Consider the following 24,221-nt stretch of genomic DNA (forward strand, 5'->3'; position numbering starts at 1 on the left):
TTCCAACTTAACTGGAAATACGGTTTTCCCGGGGTTTCCCCTTGGGAACTCTGCAATTCCTGCCAGTTTTGGTCCCGTCAGGTCAGCCGCCCTGCTTTTTGTGGCTGGCGCCTCGAGCTTTCGCTCCAAAGACCAGCAACTGGTGGCAACGCAACGACCCTGGGTTGAAATCCTGCGGGTATTCCCCCAACACGTTGGCCTGGGCTTATCCCTGGCCAATCGACAATCTGGGAAAGCTGACAATTCTAGCGTGGTTATATTTTGAGCGCAAGCCCTTTGTTGAGATAGTGAGCAAATACGCGACAGCTCCTGTGGAAAACTCCTCCGCGAGGGCCGTTTCCCGGCGTTTTAATCCGCCCCCGTTTTGTCGCGGTAGTAGTTGCGCTCCCAGGCGTCATGGTTGGCCTTGCCGCGCCGGATCTCGTCCGTGAACGGCGCCGCCATCAGCGCCAGGCGGTTCAGCCAGCGCACCGGCGCCCGGCAGGGACGCTCGAAATCCACGAACAGCACGGCGCGCGCGCCCGCGGTGTCATTGTGCACCTGGTGGGGGTAGAGGTCGTCGAACACCACGGCCTGCCCTTCCCGCCAGTTGTAGCGTTCCCCTCCGACCTCGATCCAGCAGCGTTCGGCCGGCTCGGGCACGACCAGGCCCAGATGCAGGCGCAGGACGCCATTGTAGGGGCCGGTGTGCAGCGGGATCCGCTTGCCCGCTTCCAGGATGGAAAAGAACGCCGTGCGGATGCCCGGGATCCCCGCCAGCGCCCGGGCGGTGGCGGGACAGCGCGCCAGATTGCGGTCGGAACGCAGGCCATAGCCCATGAACACGAAGGTTTTCCATTGGTCGTCCGACGTGATCTGGCCCACGTCGGGGGAAATCTCGTGGAAGGCGGGCAGGTGCTGCCGCTCGGACAGCAGCTCCACCAGTTCGGCGCGGATGGCGGGCGCCTGCGCCTCGAGCCCGGCCACCCAGGGGAACTGGCTGTTCCGGAAAATGGGTCTGTCCCCCACCAGCGAGGCCCGCGCGATGCGATGGCGCAGCCAGTCTATGAAGCGGAAAAAGGCTCGCGAATAGAAGCTGGGCTTGCCGGACGGACGCGCATCGACGGGTTGCACAATGGGGAATCGGGTGGGCGGCCAAAGATGCACCATTTTGTCCATGCCGGGGCGCGCGTGCAAGATTTGGCGCCGATTGGCTCCAAGGATCCGCCCGCTATTGGACCTCCCCGCGTCCCGCAAGCTGGTTTAGACTGGCATGGGCGATGCGATCGCTATCCACTCCTACTTCGCAAGGAAAGACAGGCATGTATGAACAGTTGGCGCTGTATATCGACGGCGAATTCGTCGCCGGAGAGGGTAGGCGCACCCAGGACGTCATCAACCCGGCCACGCTGGAAGTGCTCGGCCAGTTGCCCCACGCCACCGAAGCCGACCTGGACCGCGCGCTGGCCGCCGCCCAGCGCGCCTTCGAATCCTGGAAGAAATCCTCTCCCATGGAGCGCTCCACCATCCTGCGCAAGGTCGCGACGCTGTCGCGCGAGCGCGCCAAGGAGATCGGACGCAACATGACCCTGGACCAGGGCAAGCCGCTGGCCGAAGCCGTCGGCGAAGTCACCTCCTGCGCCGAGCATGCCGACTGGCACGCCGAGGAATGCCGCCGCATCTACGGCCGCGTGGTCCCGCCCCGCAACCCCGACGTGCGCCAGATCGTCGTGCGCGAACCCATCGGCGTCTGCGCCGCGTTCACGCCCTGGAACTTCCCGTACAACCAGGCCATCCGCAAGATCGCCGCCGCCATCGGCGCCGGCTGCACGGTGGTGCTGAAGGGCCCCGAGGATTCGCCCAGCGCCGTCATGGCGATCGCCCGCATGTTCCACGATGCCGGCCTGCCCAAAGGCTGCCTGAACATCGTCTGGGGCGAACCCGCCAAGATCTCCGACTACCTGATCCGTTCGCCGATCGTGCGCAAGGTGTCCTTCACGGGATCCGTGCCGGTGGGCAAGCAACTGGCCGCCCTGGCCGGCGCCCACATGAAGCGCGTCACCATGGAACTGGGCGGCCATTCGCCCGTGCTGGTGTTCGACGACGCCGACATCGACCGCGCCGCCACCATGCTGGCCAAGTTCAAGATCCGCAACGCCGGCCAGGTGTGCGTGTCGCCCACCCGCTTCTACGTGCAGAACGGCGCCTACGAGCAGTTCCTCGCGCGCTTCTCCGAAGTGCTGAAGAACATCAAGGTCGGCGACGGCCTGGAAGACGGCACCGACATGGGCCCGCTGGCGCATGAACGCCGCGTTCCCGCCATGAGCGCCTTCATCGACGACGCCAAGAAGCACGGCGGCAAGGTGGTGGTCGGCGGCGGCCCGCTGGACCGCAAGGGCTTCTTCTTCGCCCCCACGGTCGTGACCGACCTGCCCGACAACTCCATGCTGATGACCGAAGAGCCCTTCGGTCCGGTCGCGCCCGTGGTCCGCTTCACCGATACCGATGAAGTGCTGCGCCGCGCCAACAGCCTGCCCTTCGGCCTGTCGTCGTACGTGTTCACGAACTCGCTGCAGACCGCCACCAAGGTCTCCAACGGCCTGGAAGCCGGCATGGTCAACATCAACCACTTCGGCAGCGCCCTGGCCGAGACGCCCTTCGGCGGCATCAAGGACAGCGGCATCGGCAGCGAAGGCGGCCTGGAAACGTTCGACGGCTACCTGGTCACGAAGTTCATCACCCACGTCTGATCCCGCCGCGCATCGGATAGGAGCCCCGGGCGCCCCGATCAACCGCGCCGACCAGCGATGGTGGCGCGGTTGATCTGCAACGCACTGACGATTGCTGCCGGGGTTCCAGCGCAACATCTCAACTCGTCATCGGAATTGGAAAGCTGCGCGAATTGGCGCGGCGCGCCGCAGCCTGGACGCTACTCCAGGCGCTCAAAGTAGCGCGAATCAAGCATGACGCGCCTCGCAATGCTGACCAGCACCTCGAGTCCTTCGGACGTGTGTGCATTGCGGTACGCCGCGCAAATCTGCAGCGATCTGAATGGAGTCTCTTGCCGGTAACTTACGACGGAGCCTCGCTGGATTTCATTGCGCAGAATGCACGTGGGCAGCACGCCGACCCCCACGCCCGACGCCACCAGCCGCGCCAGCATCGCAAGGCTGTTGCAGGTGCTGACCCGCAATGCGGGACCGCCTTCCCTTTCCCACCAGTTGGCCATCATCTCGTATAGCGGCGACGGCTCGGGCATGCAAAGAATGGTGGATTGGGACAAGGACGTCGGATCGGCAAACTGGTCCGGCAGCGCCACGGACCGGCAGCCCATCCAGGCCAGCGGCGCCAGCGCCAGCGGCTCTACGTGTATGTTGGCCAAGTGGCCTGGATCAGCCAGGATGGCCAGGTCCAGCCGGTTGTGCGCCAGCCCGTCCAACAGCACGAAGCTATTGCTGACCGTCAGTTCGACTTTCAAGCGCGGGTAGCGCTCGCCCAGCAGCGTGATGATCTTGGGCAGCACGGCGATCGCGATGGTTTCCGAAGAACCCACCCGCAGGGTGCCCTGTAGCGGGTCGCCTGTGCGCAGCCGGGTTTCCAGTTCGTCCAGCAGCTTCAGCACTTCGTCGGTGTAGTGCAGGGCGACGGTCCCTTCGGCATTCAGCTTGGCCGCGCGTCCGTCTCGCTCGAACAGCTTGGTGCCCAGCGCTTCCTCCAGTTCGCGCACCCGTAATGACACCGTGGGCTGCGTGACGTTCATGTGCCGCGCGGCGGCCTGGAACGAGCCCAGTTTGGCAATAGCCGCCAACGCTTCGATCTGGGCCAGCGAATATCGACGCATCAGATTTTCCTATGTAATAGGACGTAAAAGTTTAATTAGTTTAATAGGAAGCGCATTGCTAGGATAGCCACATTAAGCCGGAAACACGGATTCGCGAACCGCAATGTGCTTGCGATCCAGCCCCCAAGGAGACAGCGCAGTGACCAAGACCAGACAACTTCGGGATGCGATCTACGCCCCGGAAATACTCGTGCAACCCGGTGTCTTCGACGGCTTCAGTACGCGCCTGGTGGAGCACATGGGCTACCCCACCGCGTTTATTACCGGCAGCGGCGTCAGTGAAACGCGCCTGGGCCAGGTCGATGTAGGCATCATGGGGATGGAAGAGAATGTGGCCGCGGTGCGCAGTATTGCCGCCTGCTCGAATCTTGCGCTGCTGGCCGATGGCGACACTGGCTATGGCAATGCCATCAACGCGTATCACACGGTGCGCGCCTTCGAACGCGCCGGCGCCGCGGGCATCATGCTGGAAGACCAAGTGTGGCCCAAGCGCTGCGGGCATATGCGCGGCAAAGAAGTCATTCCCCAGGACGAGATGGCACAGAAGCTGCGCGCCGCGTGTGAAGCGCGCACCGACCCGGACTTTGTGATCAAGTCGCGCACGGATACCTTGGCGACGCATGGCCTGGACGAAGTCATCCGGCGGCTGAACGCCTACGCGGAAGCCGGGGCCGATTTGCTATTCGCCGATGCGCTGCTCGATGCCGAGCAGATCCGCACGGTGGCGGCCAATGTGCCGAAGCCGTTGTGCGTGAATATGGGGTTCGGTATTCGCCAGCGCTCGACCACTCCGCTGTTGTCGGCCGCGCAACTGCAGGACTTGGGCGTGGCGGTAGTGATTTATCCGCGCCTGCTGACGGCATGCGCCTTGGCGGGCATGAAGCGGGGCCTGGAAATATTGGGCCTGTCGCTGACCAGCGGCAAACCCGAAGATCGCCCCGATGCCGCGCTGAGTTTCGAGGAACTTAATGACATTATGGGCATGGCGGAAGTCAAAAGCCTGGAAGAAAAATTCCTGACGCAGGCACAAAAGACCGCCAAGTACGGCCACGAACCAGTCGGGGCGGTCCGCGTCGCAGCCAAGGGAGCCGTCCATGCGTAATACGGGCATCGCGCCTGGCGACCTACCGCAGGGTTCGGTCGACTGCCATGCGCATGTGATCAAGAAGAATCTGCCGCTGGCAACCGAGCGACATTCTCAGCCGGCTCGCGATGCCAGCGTGCGGGACTATCTGGATACGCTGACGGCGCATGGGGTGGCTTATGGGCTGCTGACGGCGCCCAGTTTCTACGGCGCCAATAACCAGGTGCTGCTGGAAGCATTGCGGGCGTCGGAGGGACGCTTGCGCGGGACGGCGATCGTGGAACCCGATATCGGTGAAGATGCGCTGGCGGCCATGCAGCGGGACGGCGTGTGCGGCATCCGGCTGAACTGGGTGAAGCGGCAAGCGATTCCGGATATCCGATCGCGGGAATACCAAGGCCTGCTGGCCAAGGCCAGGAACCTGGGCCTGCATATCGAGGTGTACCTGGAAGGCGAGCACCTGCCGCCCGTGCTGGCGGCAATTCGCGCCAGCGGTGCGCGGGCGGTGATCGATCATTTTGGGCATCCGCCCGGCAGCGACGGCGAACGCAGCGAGGGCTTTACGGCCTTGCTGGACGCACTGGCAGCGGGTAATACCTGGGTCAAGCTGTCGGCGCCGTTTCGCCTGCGCGGCAGTGATCCGCGTGCTCTGGCCGCCAGGATCATCCAGCAATCGAATGGCGAGCGGGCGGTATGGGCCACGGATTGGCCCTGGGTGGGCCATGAAGACACGATGACTTACCGGCAATGCATCGAATCGCTTTTTGAATGCGTGCCAGACGAGACGATACGAAACCGGATCCTGACAGAGAACGCCTACGAAGCATTTGGAATCCGGGCGTAGCAAGGCGCGCCCTGTCCGGGCTTCGCCGATTCTTCACTGCAGGCCCCTTGAAGGAGACAACACAATGAGAAAGCATAAGCTTCTAGCCGCAGCACTGTTTACGGCGGCCATGGGCGTGGGCAATGCTGCGCTGGCCAGCGATGTTGTAAAGATGATTATTCCGACGGCTCCCGGCGGCGGGACGGATTCTCTTTTTCGGGCCGCGGCGCGCTACGCAGAACCGTATCTGGATGCCACGGTCGTCGTGCAAAACGCAGGTGGCGCGGGCGGCGCCATAGGTGTCGGCCAATTGGCACGCGCGAAGCCGGATGGATTGACGATGGCAGGTGTCTGGATGGGCCCGATCACCGTCGCGCCGCACTCCATACCGACTACCTACGGGTTGAACGACTACATTCCAGTGATCCAACTGGATGCTGCCCCCTACGTGCTTTGCGTACGCAAGGATTTTCCGGCGAACAATGGCAAAGAGCTCCTCGAGCAGCTCAAATCCAAGCCAGGCCACTACACCTTCGGCACCGATGGCGTGGCGGGCCCCGGCCAGTTGGCGGCGGAGCGCGTCTTCCAGGCCTTCGGAGCGAAGGCGCGCGACATTCCCTATCGCGGGGCAGGCGAAAGCATGACCGCCCTAATGGGCAAGGTAGTCGACATCTATGTAGGTTCGGTGCCGCCCGCGGTCGCCATGGTGAAGGCGGGCGACGTCAAATGCCTGCTTGCCACGAGCGCCGGCCCAGTGGCGGCGCTGCCGCAGGCCACAACATTGACGACCCTGGGCATTCCCGAAAAGGAAACGCTTCTGTGGCACGGCATCGTCGTACCCGCCGGCACTCCCGATGCGACAGTCGAGCACATCGCCGACGCCTTTGAAAAAGCCGCCAACTCGCCGGAAATGGCCAAGTTTTTCGAGACGGCCGGTGTGGAGAAGAAGATCTTGCGCCGCAAGGCTTTTTCCGATCACATCAGCAAGGAATACGCGGAGCTGGGAGATCTGGTTAAGGAATTAGGTTTGCAGAAGCAATGATGAATGCCACATCCACTCCAGCGCCAAACATTGCCCGGCGGCGGGACGCAATACGGCGCCCGCCGCCCGGAAATCAATCCAGTGATTCCGCGCCCGATGCCGCGGCTCGGGAACCGGCGCGCAGGTCGCGCGGCGTCATGCCGAAACGGCGCTTGAACAGGCGGCTGAAGTGCGAGGGATGCGAAAAGCCTATCTGATAGGCCAGTTCCGCGATGCTGCGATGGCGATGCCGCGGACTGAGCAGCAGTTCGCGGCATTTATCGAGCCGCTGCTCGAAAATGAAGGATTCCGCCGACAGCCCGCCCGCGCGCAGGATGCGGTGCAGATAGGCCACGGACACGCCGCAGCCCTGCGCCACGTGCTGGGGCGAGAGCGCCGGGTCCGCCAGGTGCTGGCGGATGTAGGCCAGCACCCGCTGCCGGTGCGCCACCGTCACGCTGCTGTCGGATTCCGAGGCGTGCCCCTGCCCGGGCTGCACGAGGAACAGCACGATCAGGTCGATCAGCCGTTCGCCCAGTTCCGCAACCTCGCCGTCCGACCAGGCGTTCATGCCCTTGAACAGGTGGTCCATGTAGCCAGCCAGGAGCGCCCCCCGCGGCGAGCCGTCGTCCACGCGCAGCTTATAGAACGCGCCGATGCGGGAGTCCCGCTGGGACAGCGCGCTGCGCGGGAACGAGACGCTCAGGCTGCGGTAGCCCGAAGCGCCCTGCGCCGTCGCCTGGTAGGGAAGGCTCTGGTTCATCAGGTACACACAGCCCGGTTCGACCTGGAACTCCCGTCCCTGCTGCTGCACCGCCAAAGGCCCCGCCAGCGGCAAGCCGAAGGTATAGAACTCCTGGTCCAGCCGCGACACGTTGCCGGCGGTGCGCTCCAGCTTCTGTCCCTGATAGTGCAGGTCGTTGAACTGCAGGCTGGCGCGGCGCGCATAGCGCACGTGCCCCGAGAAATTGCCGGGCCTGCCATGATGCACCTCGAACGGACCGAACGCGTCCGACAGGGCCGCGCGCCACGCATCGCGCCGGTCAGCGCCGGCGCCGGCCGAAATGGCGAATTCCGTATCGGGCATGGCGCGGTCTCCTTGTACGCGGGCATCGGCGCCGGGCGCTCGTGATCCTGCGTCTACATATTCTTGACTCACCCTGATCCGGGGCGTCCGGCGCCTTGTTGGCGCGCTTGGCGCAAGTCTATAGTCAGCCCGATAAGCACACAACCTGGACAACCCGGGAGGAGACCCATGGCGAACGCGTCCGCGCCGGCTTCGCGCTATCTGCGCTGCGAGGGCCGCGAACTGCACTACACGGAATGGGGCGCCGGCGATGCGCCCGCCGTCATCATGTGGCACGGCCTGGCCCGCACCGGACGCGATTTCGACGAACTGGCGCAGGCGCTCGCGGGCGATTACCGCGTCATCTGCCCGGACACGATCGGCCGCGGCCTGTCGCAATGGAGCCCGGACCCGGTCGCCGAGTACCGGCTGGACTTCTATGCGGCGCTGGCCCGCGCCCTGGTCGACGGCCTGTCCCTGGCGCGCGTGCGCTGGGTCGGCACGTCCATGGGCGGCGCGACCGGCATGCATGCCGCCGCGACCACCTTGCGCGACCGGATCTCGCATCTGGTGGTCAACGACATCGGGCCCGAACTGCCCCAACCCGCCATCCAGCGCATCCTGGACTACGTCGGCGCCCCGCCCGCCTTCGACACGGTCACGGAACTGGAGGCCTGGCTGCGCGCCGCCTACAAGCCCTATGGCTGGCAGAGCGACGAGCAATGGCGCCGGATGGCCGAGACCTCCATGCGCCGCCTGCCGGACGGGCGCGTCACCGCCCACTACGACCCGGCCATCGTCGGCCAGTTCAGCCATCACCCCGGCGACTACGACCGCTGGAGCGGGTACGACTCGCTGCGCATGCCGGTCCTGCTGCTGCGCGGCGCCGATTCGGACCTGCTGCTTCCCGACGTCGCGGAGGCCATGACCCGGCGCGGCCCGCGCGCGCAGCGCATCGACTTCCCCGATTGCGGCCACGCCCCCGCCCTGAACGTCGCCCCCCAGATCGACGCCATCCGCCAATTCCTGGCCACGCCGGACCACACGGCGGCCGTCCGCCACTGACAACAGGAGACTCCCAATGAAACGCATTCTGCTTGCCGCGCTGGCCGGCCTGTGCATGAGTTCCGCCGCGACGGCCAAGGATTTCGTCGTCGCCCACGTCTATGACAAGACGGGCCCCCTGGAAGCCTATGCCAAGCAAACCCAGAACGGCCTGATGCTGGGCCTGGAATACGCGACGCAGGGCACCATGACGGTTGCCGGCCGCAAGATCCGCGTCATCGAGAAGGACAACCAGGGCAAGCCCGACGTGGCCCGCGCGCAACTGGCTTCGGCCTATGCCGACGACAACGCCGACATCGCCGTGGGCCCGACCTCCTCCGGCGTCGCGCTGGCCATGCTGCCGATAGCCGAGGAATACGAAAAGATCCTGCTGGTCGAGCCGGCGGTGGCCGATTCGATCACCGGCGACAAATGGAACCGCTACATCTTCCGAACCGGCCGCAACTCCTCTCAGGACGCCATCGCCAACGCGGTCGCGTTCGACCAGGCCGGCACCTCGATCGCCATGCTGGCGCAGGACTACGCGTTCGGCCGCGACGGCGTCAAGGCGTTCAAGGGCGCGCTGAAGAACGCCAGGATCGTGCACGAGGAATACCTGCCCGCCAATGCCACCGACTTCACCGCCGGCGCGCAGCGCCTGTTCGACGCGCTGAAGGACAAGCCCGGCCGCAAGATCATCTTCATCCTCTGGGCCGGAGCCGGCAATCCCTTCAAGATCGCCGATCTGGACCCCAAGCGTTTCGGCATCGAGATCGCCACGGGCGGCAACACGCTGGCGGCCATGACGCCGCTGAAATCGCTGGCCGGCATGGAAGGCGCCACCTATTACTACTACGGCATCCCGAAGAACCCGGTCAACGACTGGCTGGTGGCGGAACATCAGAAGCGCTACGGACAGCCGCCCGACTTCTTCACCGCGGGCGGCATGTCCGCCGGCATCGCGATCGCGGCCGCGCTGGCCAAGACCGCGGGCAATTCCGATACCGACACGCTGATCAAGGCCATGGAAGGGATGAGCTTCGATACGCCCAAGGGCAAGATGACCTTCCGGCCCGAAGACCACCAGGCCATGCAGTCCATGTACCACTTCCGCATCAAGAATGATCCGTCGGTGCCGTGGGCCGTGCAGGACCTGGTGAAGGAAATCGCGCCGGACCAGATGTCGGTGCCTATCCAGAACAAACGCTGAGCCCGCGCCCCGCCCATGCTGGAGACCCAATCGCTCACCATCCGTTTCGGCGGACACGTGGCCGTCAACGACGTTAGCTGCAGCTATGCGCCTGGCTCCCTGACCGCCATCGTCGGCCCCAACGGCGCGGGCAAGACGACGTACTTCAATCTCATTTCCGGCCAGTTGCGCGCCAGCTCGGGAACGGTGCGCCTGAACGGGCGCGACCTCACCGCGCTTGGCGCCTCGGCGCGCATGCACGCGGGCCTGGGACGCGCATTCCAGCTCACGCAACTGTTCCCGCGCCTGAGCGTGCACGAGAACGTGCGGCTGGCGCTGCAATCCCGCCAACAGGGCGCCGGCTGGCGGCAGATCCGGTTCTGGCGCACGTGGAACGATGACCGCGCCCTGATCGAGCGCGCCGACATGCTGCTCGAGCGCACCCGCCTGTCCGCGCGCCGCGACCAGTCCGCCGCCGACCTGCCCCACGGCGACCAGCGCAAGCTGGAGATCGCGATGCTGGTCGCGCTGGAACCCCGGGTGTTCATGTTCGACGAGCCGACGGCCGGCATGAGCGTGGACGACGTGCCCGTCGTGCTGGAGCTGATCCGCGAAATAAAGGCGGACCCGTCGAAGACGATCCTGCTCGTGGAGCACAAGATGGACGTGGTGCGCGAGCTGGCCGACCGCATCGTGGTGCTGCACAACGGCCAGCTCATGGCCGATGGCGATCCCGCGTCGGTCATCGCCTCGCCCATCGTGCAACAGGCCTACCTGGGCGTCAGCCCGGCGGAGAAAGCGGCATGACGCGCCCCTTGCTGGAACTGAAGGACGTGCACACGCACATCGGCGCGTACCACATCCTGCATGGCGTGGACCTCGCCGTGCCGCCTGCGGCCGTGACCATGCTGCTCGGACGCAACGGCGCGGGCAAGACCACCACGCTGCGCACGATCATGGGATTGTGGCGCGCGTCGCATGGCCAGGTGAGCTTCGACGGCGCGCCGGTGGGCGGCCCGGGCACGCGCACGTCGCCGCCCGACATGGCGCGCATGGGCATGGCCTACGTGCCGGAGAACATGGGCATCTTCGCCGACCTCTCGGTCAAGGAGAACATCCTGCTTGCGGCGCGCCAGGCCAGGAATGCCGATCAACTGGACACGGCCCGGCTGGAATGGATCTTCGGCTTCTTCCCCGCGCTGAAGAAGTTCTGGCTGCATCCCGCCGGCAAACTGTCGGGCGGGCAGAAGCAGATGCTGGCGGTGGCGCGCGCCATCATCGAGCCGCGCCGGCTGCTGCTGGTGGACGAGCCCAGCAAGGGCCTCGCCCCCGCCATCGTGCAGAACATGATCGACGCCTTCATCGAACTGAAGCAAGCCTCCACCACCATTTTGCTGGTCGAGCAAAATTTCAACTTCGCCCGCCTCGTGGGCGATCGCGTCGCCGTGATGGACAACGGCCGCGTCGTCCATGCCGGCAGCATGGCGCAGCTCGCGGCGGACGACGAACTGCAGACGCGCCTACTGGGCCTGTCGCTGGGAAGCCACCAATGAGCACCCTGGAACTCGATACCCCGCTGCCGCGCGTGCGCGCGGACCTGCGCCCCGCCCTGCTGGTGCTGGCCCTGGCGGCCATCGCGCTGCCGCTGGTGGGGTCCTTCTCCACCTGGGTGACCCTGACCCTGGCCGGCCTGGCCATGGGCATGATCATTTTCATCGTGGCCTCCGGCATGACGCTCGTCTTCGGCCTGATGGACGTGCTGAACTTCGGGCATGGCCTGTTCATCGCGATCGGCGCGTACATGGCGGCCACCGTGCTGGGCTCCATGGCCGACTGGACGCAATCCGGCAGCCTGTGGGTGAACCTGGGCGCCGTGCTGCCGGCCATGATCGTCGGCATGCTGGTGGCGGGAGCCGTCGGCCTGGCGTTCGAGCGCGTCATCGTCCGGCCGGTCTACGGGCAGCACCTCAAGCAGATCCTCATCACCATGGGCGGCATGATCATCGGCGAGGAAATCATCAAGATGCTGTGGGGGCCGCAGACGATCGCGCTGCCGCTGCCCGAGGCGATGCGCGGCGCGTTCGTGCTTGGCGACGCCGCGATCGAGAAATTCCGGATCGTCGCGCTGGCGGCGGGCCTGCTCGTGCTGGGCGCCATGCTGTGGCTGCTCAACCGCACCAAGCTCGGCCTCCTGATCCGGGCGGGCGTGGAAGACCGCGAAATGGTGGAAAGCCTGGGCTACCGGATCCGGCATCTCTTCGTGGGAGTCTTCGTCGCGGGCTCGATGCTGGCGGGGCTGGGCGGCGTGCTCTGGGGCATGTACCAGCAATCGGTCGTCCCGCAGTTGGGCGCGCAGGTGAACGTGCTGATCTTCATCGTCATCATGATCGGCGGCCTGGGCTCGACCGTGGGATGCCTGATCGGCGCGCTGCTCGTGGGCCTGATGGCCAATTACACCGGCTTCCTGCTGCCCAAGGCCGCCCTGTTCTCGAACATCGCGCTGATGGTCGCCATCCTGTTGTGGCGTCCGCAGGGCGTTTATCCGGTCACGAACCGCTAGGGCCCGCCGACATGTCCGTACGCTTGCTCTCCGGCGATCCCCCGCGCAGCGCGGTGCTGGCGCTGTTGCTCATCGCGGTCGTGGCCGCCCTGGCCGCCGCGCCCTTCCTCTTTCCCGGTCCGAAGTCGCTGGCCGTCGCGGCGAAGATCCTGGTCTTCGTGGTCCTCGTGGCCAGCTACGACCTGCTGCTCGGCTACACCGGCATCGTCAGTTTCGCGCATACGATGTTCTTCGGCATCGGCGCCTACGGCGTGGCGATCGCCAGCGTGCGCCTGGAGCCGGGCTGGACGGCCATTCTCGCGGGAACGTCCGCCGGCCTGGCGGTGTCGCTGGCCTTCGCGCTGCTGATCGGCCTGGCCAGCCTGCGCGTGCGCGCCATTTTCTACGCCATGATCACCCTCGCGGTCGCGGCCGCGTTCCAGACGCTGGTATCCCAGCTATCCGACCTGACGGGCGGCGAAGACGGCCTGAACTTCAAGGTGCCGCAGATACTGCGGCCGGCCTTCCGGCCTTTCTCCGAGCCCGTCTTCGGGGTCACGGTCGACGGCCGCATCATTACGTACTATCTGATCGCCGCGGTCTGCCTGGTGCTGTTCCTGCTGTTGCTGCGCATCGTGAATTCGCCGTTCGGCCGCGTGCTGCAGGCCATCCGCGAGAACCCCTTCCGCGCCGAAGCCATCGGCTACCGCACGGTGCTGTACCGCAGCCTGTCCAACCTCCTGGCCGCCGCCTTCGCCACGCTGGCCGGCGCGATGTACGCGCTCTGGCTGCGCTACAACGGGCCGGACACCTCGCTGTCGTTCGAGATCATGCTCAACATCCTGCTGATGCTCGTGATCGGCGGCATGGGCACCATGTACGGCGCGGTGGTGGGCGCCAGCCTGTTCGTGTTCGCCCAGAGCTATCTGCAGGACGGCCTGCACCACGTCCATGAACTGGTTTCGGGCGTCGCGCCCCTGGCCCTGCTGTTCGAGCCGGACCGCTGGCTGCTGTGGCTGGGCATCCTGTTCGTCGTGTCCGTGTACTACTTCCCCACCGGCATCGCCGGGCGGCTGCGCGAACTGGCGCAAAAGCGCTAGCCTGCCCGCGCCCCGTTCAGCGGACGCGCTGGCGCAGGTCGTCGGCTTCGCGCCGCAGGCCGTCCACCCGGCGCTGCATCTCGTCCAGGCTGCGCCGCGTTCCGGTTCCGCCGCCGTCCAGCCGCGAACCGGCCGGCGCCGGCGCCAGCCGCGGCATGCTGGGCGATCCTGCATTCAGAGGAATCATGGCCGGCGGATTCGGATCGGCATAGGCCGGCTTGCTGTCCAGGAAGCGCTCCAGCAGCTTGAGTTGCTCGCGCTGCGCCTCGAGCGCGCGCTCCTGTTCGGCCAGGGCGAGTTCGTCCTCGTCGCCGGTGCCGAAGATCGCGGCATGATCACGCGACCCATTGGCCGGAAGCACCCTGGGTTCCGGCCCGGCCGTCAGGGCGCTCTTGCCTGTTGGCGCTTCCAGCGCGCCAGGCGCCCCGTCTCCCCGTTGGGACTGCGCCCAGACCGGAGCCGCGGCCATGGCCAGCAGGCAGAGCGCGAACGAGCACGCCCATGCCTTTCTTGAATCCCGCATCCGACCTCCAAGTCCGCTGTGTGGGTAAAGCGCGCGAATGCCATGCACAAAAAAAAACGGCAAGGGTATGAGCCCTTGCCGTTTTATATCAGAACGGCGAACCGTTCCGATGACCTGCTTTTTACTTAGATGATACGTGCGGCTTCAACCAGACGCACCACGCGCCACGACTTCGAGCGCGAGATGGGACGGCCTTCAGCGATTTCAACCGTATCGCCTTCGTTGTACTGGTTCGATTCGTCGTGCGCCTTGTACTTCGCGGAACGCATGATGATCTTGCCGAAGATGGGGTGCTTGACGCGGCGTTCAACCAGAACCACGACAGTCTTGTCCATCTTGTTGCTGACGACCTTGCCGACCAGCGTACGCTGGCGCTTGGCCACTTGAGTGTTTTGAGTTTCGCTCATCTTTATTTCCCTGCCTTCTCGGTCAGCAAGGTACGCACGCGCGCGATGTCGCGACGCACGTTGCGCAGCTGGCTGGTATTGGCAAGCTGCTGCGTGGCCTTCTGCATACGCAGACCGAATTGTGCCTTCAGCAGGCTCTCGAGCTCTTTGCCGAGCTCGGCGGCGTCTTTCGAACGGAGTTCGCTGGCTTTCATCTTAGTACTCCTTAAGCACCGATATGACGCGCGACGAACGTGGTCGAAATCGGCAGCTTGGCAGCGGCCAGGCGGAAAGCTTCACGCGCGAGCTCTTCGCTAACCCCTTCCATTTCGTAGAGCACCTTGCCGGGCTGAATTTCGGCGACCCAGTACTCCGGGTTGCCCTTACCGTTACCCATACGGACTTCGGCAGGCTTCTGCGAGATGGGCTTATCCGGGAAAATGCGAATCCAGATACGGCCGCCACGCTTGATGTGACGATTGATGGCACGACGAGCGGCTTCGATCTGACGGGCGGTCAGACGGCCACGGCCGGTGGCCTTCAGACCGAATTCGCCGAACGACACGTGGGTGCCGCGAGTCGCCAGACCGGTGTTGCGGCCCTTCTGCTCTTTGCGATACTTTCTGCGAGAGGGTTGCAGCATGGTTATTCTCCTTCAGGCGCCGGAGCAGCGTCCGCCTTGCGGGGACCACGGCCACGACCTCCCGGACGACCGGTGCGAGCACCGTCCGGACGATCACCACGCGGAGCGCGGCGCGGACGACGTTCTTCTTCACGCGGGGCGGCGGTTTCCGGCGGCAATTCGCCGTTGGCCAGCATGTCGCCCTTGTAGACCCAGACCTTGATGCCGATCACGCCATACGTGGTGTGGGCTTCGGAGGTGCCGTAGTCGATGTTGGCCTTGAGGGTGTGCAGCGGCACACGGCCTTCGCGATACCACTCGGTGCGGGCAATTTCGATACCGTTCAGACGGCCCGAGCTCATGATCTTGATGCCTTGGGCACCCAGACGCATGGCGTTCTGCATCGCGCGCTTCATGGCGCGGCGGAACATGATGCGCTTCTCGAGCTGTTGCGAGATCGAGTCGGCGATCAGTTGAGCATCGGTTTCCGGCTTGCGGATTTCTTCGATGTTGACGTGCACGGGCACGCCCATCAGGCGCTGCAGATCAGCCTTCAGGCTTTCGATGTCTTCGCCGCGCTTGCCGATCACCACGCCCGGACGAGCCGAGTAGACGGTGATGCGGGCATTCTTGGCGGGACGCTCGATGATCACGCGACCGACGGAGGCGCTCTTGAGCTTCTTCTTCAGGTACTCGCGGACGCGAATGTCTTCGGCCAGCATCGTGCCGAAGGCCTTGTCGTCGGCGAACCAACGCGAGGACCAATTACGGGTGACCGCGAGACGGAACCCAGTGGGGTGAATTTTCTGACCCATCGTGACTCCTTAAGCTCCGACCTTGACCGTGATGTGGCAGGTCTGCTTCTCGATACGGTTGCCGCGGCCCTTGGCGCGAGCGGAGAAGCGCTTCATCGACTGGGCCTTGTCCACGAAAATCGTGGTGACCTTCAGTTCGTCGATGTCGGCGCCGTCGTTGTGCTCGGCGTTGGCGATGGCGGACTCGACAGCCTTCTTCAGGATGACGGCGGCCTTCTTCGGCGAGAAGGTGAGGATGTTCAGCGCTTGCGAGACCGACTTGCCGCGGATCAGATCCGCAACCAGACGCGTCTTTTGAGCGGAGATGTGAACCCCACGGATAATGGCAGTAGTTTCCATCGCTTACCTCTTCGCCTTCTTGTCCGCGGCGTGACCCTTGAACGTACGGGTCAGCGCGAACTCGCCCAGCTTGTGACCGACCATGTTCTCGTTGATGTACACGGGAACATGTTGCTTGCCGTTGTGCACAGCGATCGTCAGACCGATGAACTCGGGCAGGATCGTCGAGCGACGCGACCAGGTCTTGATCGGCTTCTTGTCTTTGCCCGCGACGGCCGTGTCCACCTTTTTGATCAGGTGAGCATCGACAAACGGGCCTTTCTTGATCGAACGTGACATAGTGTTCGCCTCTTACTTGCGCTTGCGCCGTTGGACGATCATATTGTTCGTCCGCTTGTTGCGACGGGTCTTGAAACCCTTCGCCGGAGTGCCCCACGGGCTGACCGGTTCGCGTGCTTCACCGGTACGGCCTTCACCGCCACCGTGCGGGTGATCCACCGGGTTCATGGCAACGCCACGAACGGTCGGGCGGACACCGCGCCAACGCATTGCACCGGCCTTGCCGATTTGGCGCAGGCTGTGTTCTTCGTTACCGACTTCACCGATGGTGGCGCGGCATTCGATGTGCACACGGCGGACTTCACCCGAGCGCAGACGCACCTGAGCGTAGACGCCTTCGCGGGCCAGCAGGACGGCGGAAGCGCCGGCCGAGCGGACCATCTGGGCACCCTTGCCAGGGATCATTTCGACGCAGTGAATCGTCGTACCCACCGGGATGTTGCGGATCGGCAGCGTGTTGCCGGCGCGGATCGGGGCTTCGATGCCCGACACCAGCGTGGCGCCCACTTCCAGACCGCGCGGAGCGATGATGTAGCGACGTTCGCCGTCGGCGTAGCACAGCAGAGCGATGTGCGCCGTACGGTTGGGGTCATATTCCAGACGCTCGACCTTTGCCGGGATGCCGTCCTTGTCGCGACGGAAGTCGACGACACGGTAGTGCTGCTTGTGGCCACCGCCACGATGACGGACCGTGATGTGACCGTTGTTGTTACGGCCGGAACCACGGGTCTTCTTTTCCAGCAGCGGCGCGTAGGGCTCGCCCTTGTGCAGGTTGGGACTGACAACCTTCACCATGCCACGACGGCCAGCCGAAGTCGGCTTAACTTTTACGAGGGCCATTTACTTCACCTCCGCAAAGTCGATTTCCTGGCCGTCCTTGAGCGAGACGTAAGCCTTGCGCTCATCGCGACGACGGCCAACGAATCGGCCAAAGCGCTTGACTTTGCCCTTACGGTTGAGGACCTGCACGGACTCGACCTGCACCTTGAAGAGCAGTTCGACGGCAGCCTTGATTTCCGGCTTGGTAGCGTCAGCCACGACACGGAAAGCGATTTGCTGATTCTTCTCGGCGACGAAGGTGGCCTTTTCGGTCACGATCGGGGCCAGAATGACTTGCATCAAGCGTTCAGCGTTCATCCCAGCATCTCCTCGAGTTGAGCGATGGCCGGCTTGGTGATCAGCACTTTCTTGTAGTGGACCAGCGACAACGGATCGGCATAACGGGGCTCGACAACGGCAACGTGCGGCAAGTTGCGGGTGGCGAGGTAAACATTCTCATCGACGCTGTCGGTGATGATCAGGACCGAGTCCAGGCCCAGGCTCTTCAGCTTTGCAGCGGCGGCCTTGGTCTTGGGCGATTCCAGATCGAACGATTCGACGACGGCGATGCGGTCTTCACGAGCCAGTTGCGACAGGATCGAGCGGATCCCGGCGCGGTACATCTTCTTGTTGACCTTCTGGCTGAAGTTCTCTTCGGGCGAGTTCGGGAAAGTCCGACCACCGCCACGCCACAGCGGCGACGAAGTCATACCGGCGCGAGCGCGGCCGGTACCCTTCTGGCGCCAGGGCTTCTTGGTCGAGTGCTTGACTTCGGCACGATCCTTCTGAGCGCGGTTGCCGGCACGGGCGTTGGCTTGGAAAGCCACCACGATCTGATGAATCAGAGCTTCGTTGAAGTCGCGGCCGAAGATCGTGTCGGGCGCGCTGAAAGTCGCGGCGGCCTGACCTTGGTCGTTCAGGAGCTTGAGATCCATTTACTTACGCTCCCTTCTTGGCCGGGGCCTTGATGGCCGGGCGCACGACGATGTCGGCGCCAGCATGGCCGGGGACGGCGCCCTTGACCAGCAGCAGGCCGCGCTCAGCGTCAACGCGAACGACGTCGAGGTTTTGAACGGTGCGGGTGACATCACCCAGGTGACCGGCCATGCGCTTACCCGGGAAAATACGGCCCGGATCTTGAGCTTGACCAATCGAGCCCGGGACGCGGTGCGAACGGGAGTTACCGTGCGACGCGCGTTGCGAACCGAAGTTGTGGCGCTTGATGGTACCGGCGAAGCCTTTACCGATGCTGGTGCCCGTGACGTCGACCTGTTGGCCGGCTTCGAACACCGATTCCACGGCGATCACGGCACCAGCCGCGAATTCGGCGGCGCGGGCGGGATCAAGGCGGAATTCTTTGAGGATGCTGCCGGCTTCAGCGCCGGCCTTGGCATAGTGGCCCGTTTGCGGCTGAGCCACACGCGAGGCACGACGAGTGCCATAAGCCACCTGGATCGCGGCGTAGCCGTCGGTTTCCAGCGACTTAACTTGGGTCACGCGGTTGTTCGACACGTCCAGCACGGTCACCGGGATGGATTCACCTTCCTCGGTAAAAATGCGGGTCATGCCGACCTTGCGACCCACCAGCCCCAGCCGGTGAGCGGCGGGCGTGGGTGTCGAATTCGACATCGTTTTCTCCATTCCCGACTGCGATTGGTCGGGGCTAATCAGGCAAAAGGTAACGGCCTTTGCCCTACGACTATGTTCAACCAGGGAATGAATCAGGCCGCCCGAAAGAGGCCCGCCTTCCCATAGCTGGTCATGCCACAAAATGGCAAGCTTGGCATATTAGCATGTTTTTTCCAGCCAACACAAGCACTTAGCCCGCTTTGGCCGTCACGGCGGCGGCGGCGCCGGCATCCGCGCCCCTGATTGGCCGCAACGGCTGCCGTCACGGGCCAATGCGGCAGTAAGTGCATACTAACTGCCGCGCTTTGCCGGCGGAATTATTGCCGGGAAACAACAACTTGCGCGCCGCCAGCCACGGCAGCCCGAGTCTAACCGTGCTCCCGCACCCGCTGAAGTTCCTCGCTGAAGCGCCGGATGGCGGGCGCAATACGCTCGATTGGCGTATTGCCGAACCCGATGACGAAGCCGGTCCTGGCCGGTTGGTTCATGCAGTAGCCGGACATCGCCGGAACGTCGATACGATGCGCCAGCAAGGCATTCGAGACGGCCATATCGTCCACGGCGACCTTCGGTATCGCCGACAGGTGCAACCCGGCGCCCGTCGCGGAAATGTCCAGTTCGATGCCCGGCAGGCTCTTGAGGCACTGCACCACCAGGTTGGCGCGCTCGCGGTAGCGGCTGCCCATGCGCCTGATGTGGGCGGCGAGCTGACCGCTGCCCATGAAGTCGGCAATGACCCCCTGCATTGGAACCGCCGCCTGGAAGGAAAAGATGTGATGGCCGCGCGAAAAGGCCTCGATCAACGCTTCGGGCACCACCATGTAGGCCAGATTCAGCGCCGGCGATACGGAGCGATTGAAGTTCCCGATGTAGACCACCCGCCCTCCGCGATCCAGGGCGGCCAGCGGCGGCAAGGCACGGCCGCTGAAATGAAAGGCGTTGTTGAAGTCGTACTCGATGATCCACGCATCCCTGTCCCGTGCCCATTCCAGCAGGTTCAGGCGCTTGTGCAACGGCATCGTGCTGCCGAACGGAAACTGGTTGGTCGGCGACGCAACGATCAATTTGGCATGGGGCGAATACGCGTCGAACCGCTGGCAGTCCAGGCCCTCCTGATCGATGGGAACGTGGACCAGGCGCAGGCCGCCGCAGGTCAGCGCCGCGATCCGGGTCAGGTACGCGGGATCTTCGACGATGACTTCGTCTTCCGGGTCGGCCAATATATGGCCAGCCAGCAGAAACCCTTGCGTCGTTCCGCTGATCACCAGGATCTGCTCCATGGAACAGGTCAGGCCATGGGCCTCGCGCAGATACAGGGCAATCTCCCGGCGCAGATCGGGCAGGCCCAACGGGCTGCCATAGCCCAGATCGGTCGTGGGCGCGGAGCGCCAATACTGCGCCGACACCTTGGCGAACTGGTCGAACGGCAATTGATCCAGGGCCGGCACGGTGGGACTGAGGCTATAGGAGCCGTTGCGTTCCGAAGGTAGCGGCAATCGAAGCAGCGTCCCCGCGCGGCGCGAAACATGAGGAGGCGCGTGCTGCTGGCCGTCGGGCGAAGGGCTGGTATCGCGCCGAGGGCGGCTGTCTTCGGGCAGATCCGCGGCAATGAACGTGCCGATGCCGATTTTTCCTTCGACGTAGCCTTCCGAGAGCAGTCGGTCGTATACCAGGATGATCGTGTTGCGCGACACATGGAGTTCGGCCGCCAGCTTGCGGCTGGGCGGCAAGCGCGCACCCTTTTTCAAATCTCCGTCCACGATGCGCTGACGTAGCTGGTCGAATATCTGCACGTGCAACGGCAAGGCGCCTTGCCGGTCAATCGATACCGCGCACCAGACCGGGTAGTTGAATTTCTGCGTCAAATCAATCACCCCTTGCAGACCGGCCCCCAACGCCGGACAGCGCGCCTCTACGCGCCGTGCACATTGTAATGTCGTGCACGGCGGCAGCCCCGCTACACCAGCGCGGTCTCCAGTATCCGCAGCGCCTCACGGTGCCGTTCCGGGCTGCCGGACGCCACCAGGCGATTGCCGGAGTAGATGGTCAGCGCGCGCCCTTCCCAATCGGTGATCACCCCTCCCGCCCCTTCGATCACGGGAACCAGCGCGCAGTAGTCCACCTCGCGGTGGCGGCCGCAGTCGATGGCGATGTCGATCGAACCGCTGGCCACGCAGCCGTATGCATAGCAACTGGAGCCATACACGCACCATTTGGCCGAGGCCCGCAAGGTGTCGAACGCCTCGCGCTCTTTGGGGCCGAACGGCTCCGGATTGCTGCAGGACATCAACGCTTCGCCAAGCGCCGGGCATGCCCGGCTTTGTATCGGCATGTCATTGAACGTAGAACGCATGCCGCGCGCGCCGGCCCAGCGGTCGTGCGTCACCGGATGATCGATGATCCCGACGATAGGCGCGCCGTGCCATGCCAAGGCAATGAGCGTGCCGTAGATGGGAATACCCGTGATGAATGCCTTGGTGCCGTCGATCGGATCTATGACCCAGACAAACTCGGCCTGCAGATTCTTCCCGTCGAATTCCTCGCCCAGGATGCCATGGTCAGGATACCGGTGCTGAATCAAGGTACGCAGCGTTTCCTCAATGTTCTTATCGACGTCGGTAACCGGACTGTCGTCCTCCTTGGTGTCGAAACCGCGCCTGCTATGCAGGTTTTCGCGCAGAATTGCGCCGCTGGCATTGGCCAGCTCATGCGCGAATGCCAGAAACTCGGTCATCAATGCGGGCGAGACGGACGTGGGCACGGCTACTCCAGTTGCAATACGTGGTGAAAAATGGGCCATGCGTTTCAATGCACGGCATGCATGTGCCGCGACAGACGAAACTCCAGTGCGCGCAAGACGTAGTTGGCGGCATAGGCGAACACCAGATAAATGCCTGCGGCGGTCAGGAAGACCTCATAGGGGGAAAACGTGCGCGACACCAGCGTATTGGCCACGCCAGTCAGATCCGAGATCGTGATGGCGCTCGCCAGGGACGTGCGCTTGATGGTCTTGATCACTTCGTTGCCGTATGAGGGAAGCGCGAGCAGCACTGCCCTGGGCAGGATGATGTTCTGGTACAGGGCGCGGGTGGAGAACCCGAACGCGCGGCCGGCTTCCACCTCCCCTCGCGGCACTGCCTCTATCGCGCCTCGCAACACATGCGTCGTGTAGGCCGCGGTATTGAGCGTGAATGCGACCACCGCGCACCAGTAGGGGGTACGCAGATACTGCCAGGCCCAGCTTTCCCGGACGGCATCCAATTGCGCCAGTCCGTAGTACACGACAAAAAGTTGTACCAGCATGGGGGTGCCGCGAAACACCTGGCAAAACGCTTCGACCGGCCAGCGCAGCCACCAGGCGGGCTGCACACGGGCAATCGCCAACGGAATGGCCAGCAGGGTGGCAAGCACCATCGTCAGCGCGAAAAGCTCCAACGTGACGACCGCGCCCTCCAGCAACAGGGGGAAACTGCTTACCATCAGCTCGAGATTCATGGCTGAACCATCCTTTGGCCGCGAGCGCTATGCCGCTCCAGACAATGCAGCCCCCAGGAACTGACCAGGGTAAGGCTCAAGTAGATCGCGCCCGCCGCCAGGTAGAAAAACAGGGCACGCCGCGTGTCGCTGGTTGCCAGCGCGGACACATTCATCAATTCGCTCAATCCGATCACGGAAATCAAGGAAGTGTCTTTCAGCGTGGAGATCCAGATATTGCCGAGTCCCGGCCAGGCGAACCGCAACAACTGAGGGCACGTAACCACCCTGAAAACGCGCCATGCCGACATGCCCGCCGCCTTGGCGGCCTCGATCTGCCCGCTGGGAATCGCGAGGAAAGCGCCTCGGAAGACCTCCGCCGCATAGCCGCCGAAAACCAGCGACAGCGCGAACACGCCCGCGGGCAAGGGCGCGACCTCGATCGTTGCCGGCGAGGCGCTCACCCACGACCAGAGGCGGCTGAGCGCCACGGTGCCGCCAAAGTAAATCAGCAGAATCAACAGGAGCGGAGGAATGCCGCGGATGGCAGTGACATAGCCTTGAATCAACTTCCGGACCATTGCGTGCCGGGAGAGCGCGGCGGCCGCCGCCGCCGCGCCCAGCAAGGTGCCGCACAGCGCGGAAGCAAAGGCCACTTCCAGCGTGGACATGGCGCCCCGCGCAAGGGCCGGTCCCCAGCCATCGAAGATATCCATAGCGCCACTACTCATGAATCGGGTTTCGGTTTCCGCCCCGACGCCATCGCCGGAGCGGCTTCTGTGAATGGCGGTGCGCCCTCAGTGCCAGACGGATGGCAGGACGCTGAAGCTCCAGTACCGCTGGTTGATGGCCTTGAAAGTACCGTCGTCATACATGCCTTGAAGCGCGGCATTGATGGCTTCGCGCAATGCCTGCGCGTCCTTGCGCAATCCGAAGGCGACGCCAGAGCCGAAATACTGGACGGATTCGATTTCCGGGCCGACAAACTGATAGTTCTTGCCCGCGTCCTGGTTCAGGAAATCGCGCTCTACTTTCAACGGCCCCACCAGGGCCAGATCTATGCGCCGCGCCGTCAGGTCCAGAAGCAGGTTTTCGGCGGAGTCATAGCGCGAAATCTGCACGCCGGGGAAGACCGCCGCGAGGTAGGTGTCGTTCGTGGTGGCGCGCTGCACGCCGACGATTTTCCCTTTCAAGGCAGCGGGGTCAGGCTTGCCATCGGCGTCGAAAGGCTGAATGCCCTCTCGGCGTTCACCCAGAAACCTTGCGGTGGATGCCCGATAGGGAATGGAAAAGTCGATACTGTTCTTGCGTACTTCGGTAATGGACAGGCTGGCGGCGATCACATCTATCTTCTGAGCCAGCAGCGCGGGAATGAGGCCATTGAAATCAAGGCACACGAATTGCAGCTTGGCCTGGATCCGGTCAGCCACTTCGGATACGACATCTATCTCGAAACCCTTGAGTTGCCCGGACATGTCGCGATAGCTGAACGGCGGGTAGGTGCATTGCACCCCTGCCTTGATCGAGCGGTTGGCGCTCGGCTCGGAAAGCGTATTGCCCGTCGCCACCGCCGCGGCGCTCAACGCGATCGCCGCGACACCGCATGAGATCCATTTTTTCATTGCCACCCCTTGTTCCGTTAGTTGTCG

At 64.1% G+C, this 24,221-nt stretch carries 29 protein-coding genes; 10 read left to right on the plus strand and 19 right to left on the minus strand.

Annotation, left to right across the window (positions count from 1 at the left end; translation table 11 throughout):
• Nucleotides 1-348 precede the first annotated feature (348 nt).
• Complete coding sequence (locus WHX56_RS04240; RefSeq protein WP_338880557.1) at nt 349-1,113, minus strand: aspartyl/asparaginyl beta-hydroxylase domain-containing protein; 765 nt, start codon at nt 1,111-1,113, stop codon at nt 349-351.
• Nucleotides 1,114-1,301: 188 nt separating this feature from the next.
• On the opposite strand from WHX56_RS04240, the gene WHX56_RS04245 reads away from it, so the two are divergent.
• On the plus strand, nt 1,302-2,729 hold the full coding sequence (locus WHX56_RS04245) for an NAD-dependent succinate-semialdehyde dehydrogenase (RefSeq protein WP_338880558.1): 1,428 nt from the start codon (nt 1,302-1,304) through the stop codon (nt 2,727-2,729).
• A gap of 179 nt (nt 2,730-2,908) precedes the next feature.
• On the opposite strand, the gene WHX56_RS04250 is transcribed toward WHX56_RS04245, so the two are convergent.
• Entirely contained in the window at nt 2,909-3,820 is a 912-nt protein-coding gene (locus WHX56_RS04250) for a LysR family transcriptional regulator (RefSeq protein ID WP_129242263.1), read from the minus strand.
• Nucleotides 3,821-3,959: 139 nt separating this feature from the next.
• Between WHX56_RS04250 and WHX56_RS04255 the strand changes: the two genes are divergently transcribed.
• The 3 genes from WHX56_RS04255 to WHX56_RS04265 all read left to right on the plus strand — a co-directional run bounded on the left by WHX56_RS04255 (nt 3,960) and on the right by WHX56_RS04265 (nt 6,769).
• On the plus strand, nt 3,960-4,922 hold the full coding sequence (locus WHX56_RS04255) for an isocitrate lyase/PEP mutase family protein (protein ID WP_165360227.1): 963 nt from the start codon (nt 3,960-3,962) through the stop codon (nt 4,920-4,922).
• Nucleotides 4,915-5,748, plus strand: coding sequence for an amidohydrolase family protein (locus tag WHX56_RS04260; RefSeq protein ID WP_129242261.1), 834 nt, complete (start codon nt 4,915-4,917; stop codon nt 5,746-5,748). The genes WHX56_RS04255 and WHX56_RS04260 overlap by 8 nt, the downstream gene beginning before the upstream one ends.
• Before the next feature lie 64 nt (nt 5,749-5,812).
• On the plus strand, nt 5,813-6,769 hold the full coding sequence (locus WHX56_RS04265) for a tripartite tricarboxylate transporter substrate binding protein (protein WP_129242260.1): 957 nt from the start codon (nt 5,813-5,815) through the stop codon (nt 6,767-6,769).
• Between the two features lie 73 nt (nt 6,770-6,842).
• On the opposite strand, the gene WHX56_RS04270 is transcribed toward WHX56_RS04265, so the two are convergent.
• Complete coding sequence (locus WHX56_RS04270; protein ID WP_338880559.1) at nt 6,843-7,835, minus strand: helix-turn-helix domain-containing protein; 993 nt, start codon at nt 7,833-7,835, stop codon at nt 6,843-6,845.
• Nucleotides 7,836-8,003: 168 nt separating this feature from the next.
• Here WHX56_RS04270 and WHX56_RS04275 point away from each other — a divergent pair, with 168 nt between their 5' ends.
• The 6 genes from WHX56_RS04275 to WHX56_RS04300 are packed head-to-tail and all read left to right on the plus strand — an operon-like array spanning nt 8,004 to nt 13,686.
• Nucleotides 8,004-8,879, plus strand: coding sequence for an alpha/beta fold hydrolase (locus WHX56_RS04275; RefSeq protein WP_338880560.1), 876 nt, complete (start codon nt 8,004-8,006; stop codon nt 8,877-8,879).
• 16 nt (nt 8,880-8,895) lie between these two features.
• The gene (locus WHX56_RS04280) at nt 8,896-10,068 is read left to right on the plus strand and encodes a substrate-binding domain-containing protein (RefSeq protein ID WP_338880561.1); all 1,173 of its coding nucleotides are present in this window, start codon (nt 8,896-8,898) and stop codon (nt 10,066-10,068) included.
• Nucleotides 10,069-10,083: 15 nt separating this feature from the next.
• On the plus strand, nt 10,084-10,854 hold the full coding sequence (locus WHX56_RS04285; protein ID WP_129242256.1) for an ABC transporter ATP-binding protein: 771 nt from the start codon (nt 10,084-10,086) through the stop codon (nt 10,852-10,854).
• Nucleotides 10,851-11,600, plus strand: a complete 750-nt coding sequence (locus tag WHX56_RS04290) for an ABC transporter ATP-binding protein (RefSeq protein ID WP_129242255.1) — start codon at nt 10,851-10,853, stop codon at nt 11,598-11,600. Before WHX56_RS04285 ends, WHX56_RS04290 begins: the two co-directional genes overlap by 4 nt.
• On the plus strand, nt 11,597-12,607 hold the full coding sequence (locus tag WHX56_RS04295; protein WP_129242254.1) for a branched-chain amino acid ABC transporter permease: 1,011 nt from the start codon (nt 11,597-11,599) through the stop codon (nt 12,605-12,607). Before WHX56_RS04290 ends, WHX56_RS04295 begins: the two co-directional genes overlap by 4 nt.
• 11 nt (nt 12,608-12,618) lie before the next feature.
• Nucleotides 12,619-13,686: a branched-chain amino acid ABC transporter permease gene (locus WHX56_RS04300; RefSeq protein WP_129242253.1), complete on the plus strand. Its 1,068-nt coding sequence runs from the start codon at nt 12,619-12,621 to the stop codon at nt 13,684-13,686.
• Between the two features lie 16 nt (nt 13,687-13,702).
• On the opposite strand, the gene WHX56_RS04305 is transcribed toward WHX56_RS04300, so the two are convergent.
• The 16 genes from WHX56_RS04305 to WHX56_RS04380 all read right to left on the minus strand — a co-directional run bounded on the left by WHX56_RS04305 (nt 13,703) and on the right by WHX56_RS04380 (nt 24,194).
• Nucleotides 13,703-14,209: a hypothetical protein gene (locus WHX56_RS04305; protein ID WP_338880562.1), complete on the minus strand. Its 507-nt coding sequence runs from the start codon at nt 14,207-14,209 to the stop codon at nt 13,703-13,705.
• Between the two features lie 125 nt (nt 14,210-14,334).
• Nucleotides 14,335-14,616 (minus strand): 30S ribosomal protein S17, encoded by a 282-nt coding sequence (gene rpsQ, locus WHX56_RS04310; RefSeq protein ID WP_006216549.1) that lies wholly within the window; start codon nt 14,614-14,616, stop codon nt 14,335-14,337.
• Nucleotides 14,617-14,618: 2 nt separating this feature from the next.
• Complete coding sequence (gene rpmC, locus WHX56_RS04315) at nt 14,619-14,810, minus strand: 50S ribosomal protein L29 (RefSeq protein ID WP_003806912.1); 192 nt, start codon at nt 14,808-14,810, stop codon at nt 14,619-14,621.
• Nucleotides 14,811-14,821: 11 nt separating this feature from the next.
• Nucleotides 14,822-15,238, minus strand: coding sequence for a 50S ribosomal protein L16 (gene rplP / locus WHX56_RS04320; protein ID WP_006389610.1), 417 nt, complete (start codon nt 15,236-15,238; stop codon nt 14,822-14,824).
• Between the two features lie 2 nt (nt 15,239-15,240).
• Nucleotides 15,241-16,032 carry a 30S ribosomal protein S3 gene (gene rpsC / locus WHX56_RS04325; RefSeq protein WP_129242252.1) on the minus strand — a complete coding sequence of 264 codons (792 nt, stop codon included), beginning with the start codon at nt 16,030-16,032 and terminating at the stop codon, nt 15,241-15,243.
• A 9-nt stretch (nt 16,033-16,041) separates the two neighbouring features.
• Nucleotides 16,042-16,371, minus strand: coding sequence for a 50S ribosomal protein L22 (gene rplV, locus WHX56_RS04330; protein WP_013397017.1), 330 nt, complete (start codon nt 16,369-16,371; stop codon nt 16,042-16,044).
• A 3-nt stretch (nt 16,372-16,374) separates the two neighbouring features.
• Nucleotides 16,375-16,650, minus strand: a complete 276-nt coding sequence (gene rpsS, locus WHX56_RS04335; protein ID WP_006216555.1) for a 30S ribosomal protein S19 — start codon at nt 16,648-16,650, stop codon at nt 16,375-16,377.
• 12 nt (nt 16,651-16,662) lie between these two features.
• Nucleotides 16,663-17,490 (minus strand): 50S ribosomal protein L2, encoded by an 828-nt coding sequence (gene rplB, locus WHX56_RS04340; RefSeq protein WP_129242251.1) that lies wholly within the window; start codon nt 17,488-17,490, stop codon nt 16,663-16,665.
• On the minus strand, nt 17,491-17,787 hold the full coding sequence (gene rplW / locus WHX56_RS04345; RefSeq protein ID WP_129242250.1) for a 50S ribosomal protein L23: 297 nt from the start codon (nt 17,785-17,787) through the stop codon (nt 17,491-17,493). It abuts the gene before it with no gap.
• Nucleotides 17,784-18,404 carry a 50S ribosomal protein L4 gene (gene rplD, locus WHX56_RS04350; RefSeq protein ID WP_129242249.1) on the minus strand — a complete coding sequence of 207 codons (621 nt, stop codon included), beginning with the start codon at nt 18,402-18,404 and terminating at the stop codon, nt 17,784-17,786. The genes rplW and rplD overlap by 4 nt, the downstream gene beginning before the upstream one ends.
• Nucleotides 18,405-18,408: 4 nt before the next feature.
• Nucleotides 18,409-19,098 (minus strand): 50S ribosomal protein L3, encoded by a 690-nt coding sequence (gene rplC / locus WHX56_RS04355; protein WP_043541546.1) that lies wholly within the window; start codon nt 19,096-19,098, stop codon nt 18,409-18,411.
• A gap of 368 nt (nt 19,099-19,466) precedes the next feature.
• Nucleotides 19,467-20,963, minus strand: a complete 1,497-nt coding sequence (locus tag WHX56_RS04360; RefSeq protein WP_338880563.1) for a PLP-dependent aminotransferase family protein — start codon at nt 20,961-20,963, stop codon at nt 19,467-19,469.
• A gap of 92 nt (nt 20,964-21,055) precedes the next feature.
• On the minus strand, nt 21,056-21,859 hold the full coding sequence (locus WHX56_RS04365) for an inositol monophosphatase family protein (protein WP_208742408.1): 804 nt from the start codon (nt 21,857-21,859) through the stop codon (nt 21,056-21,058).
• 44 nt (nt 21,860-21,903) lie between these two features.
• Nucleotides 21,904-22,593 carry an ABC transporter permease gene (locus WHX56_RS04370; RefSeq protein WP_338880564.1) on the minus strand — a complete coding sequence of 230 codons (690 nt, stop codon included), beginning with the start codon at nt 22,591-22,593 and terminating at the stop codon, nt 21,904-21,906.
• Nucleotides 22,590-23,288, minus strand: coding sequence for an ABC transporter permease subunit (locus tag WHX56_RS04375; RefSeq protein ID WP_338880565.1), 699 nt, complete (start codon nt 23,286-23,288; stop codon nt 22,590-22,592). The genes WHX56_RS04370 and WHX56_RS04375 overlap by 4 nt, the downstream gene beginning before the upstream one ends.
• A gap of 81 nt (nt 23,289-23,369) precedes the next feature.
• Nucleotides 23,370-24,194, minus strand: a complete 825-nt coding sequence (locus WHX56_RS04380) for a transporter substrate-binding domain-containing protein (protein WP_338880566.1) — start codon at nt 24,192-24,194, stop codon at nt 23,370-23,372.
• Nucleotides 24,195-24,221: the final 27 nt, after the last annotated feature.

Source organism: Achromobacter veterisilvae, from assembly GCF_037619525.1.
GTDB classification, from domain to species: domain Bacteria; phylum Pseudomonadota; class Gammaproteobacteria; order Burkholderiales; family Burkholderiaceae_B; genus Achromobacter; species Achromobacter veterisilvae.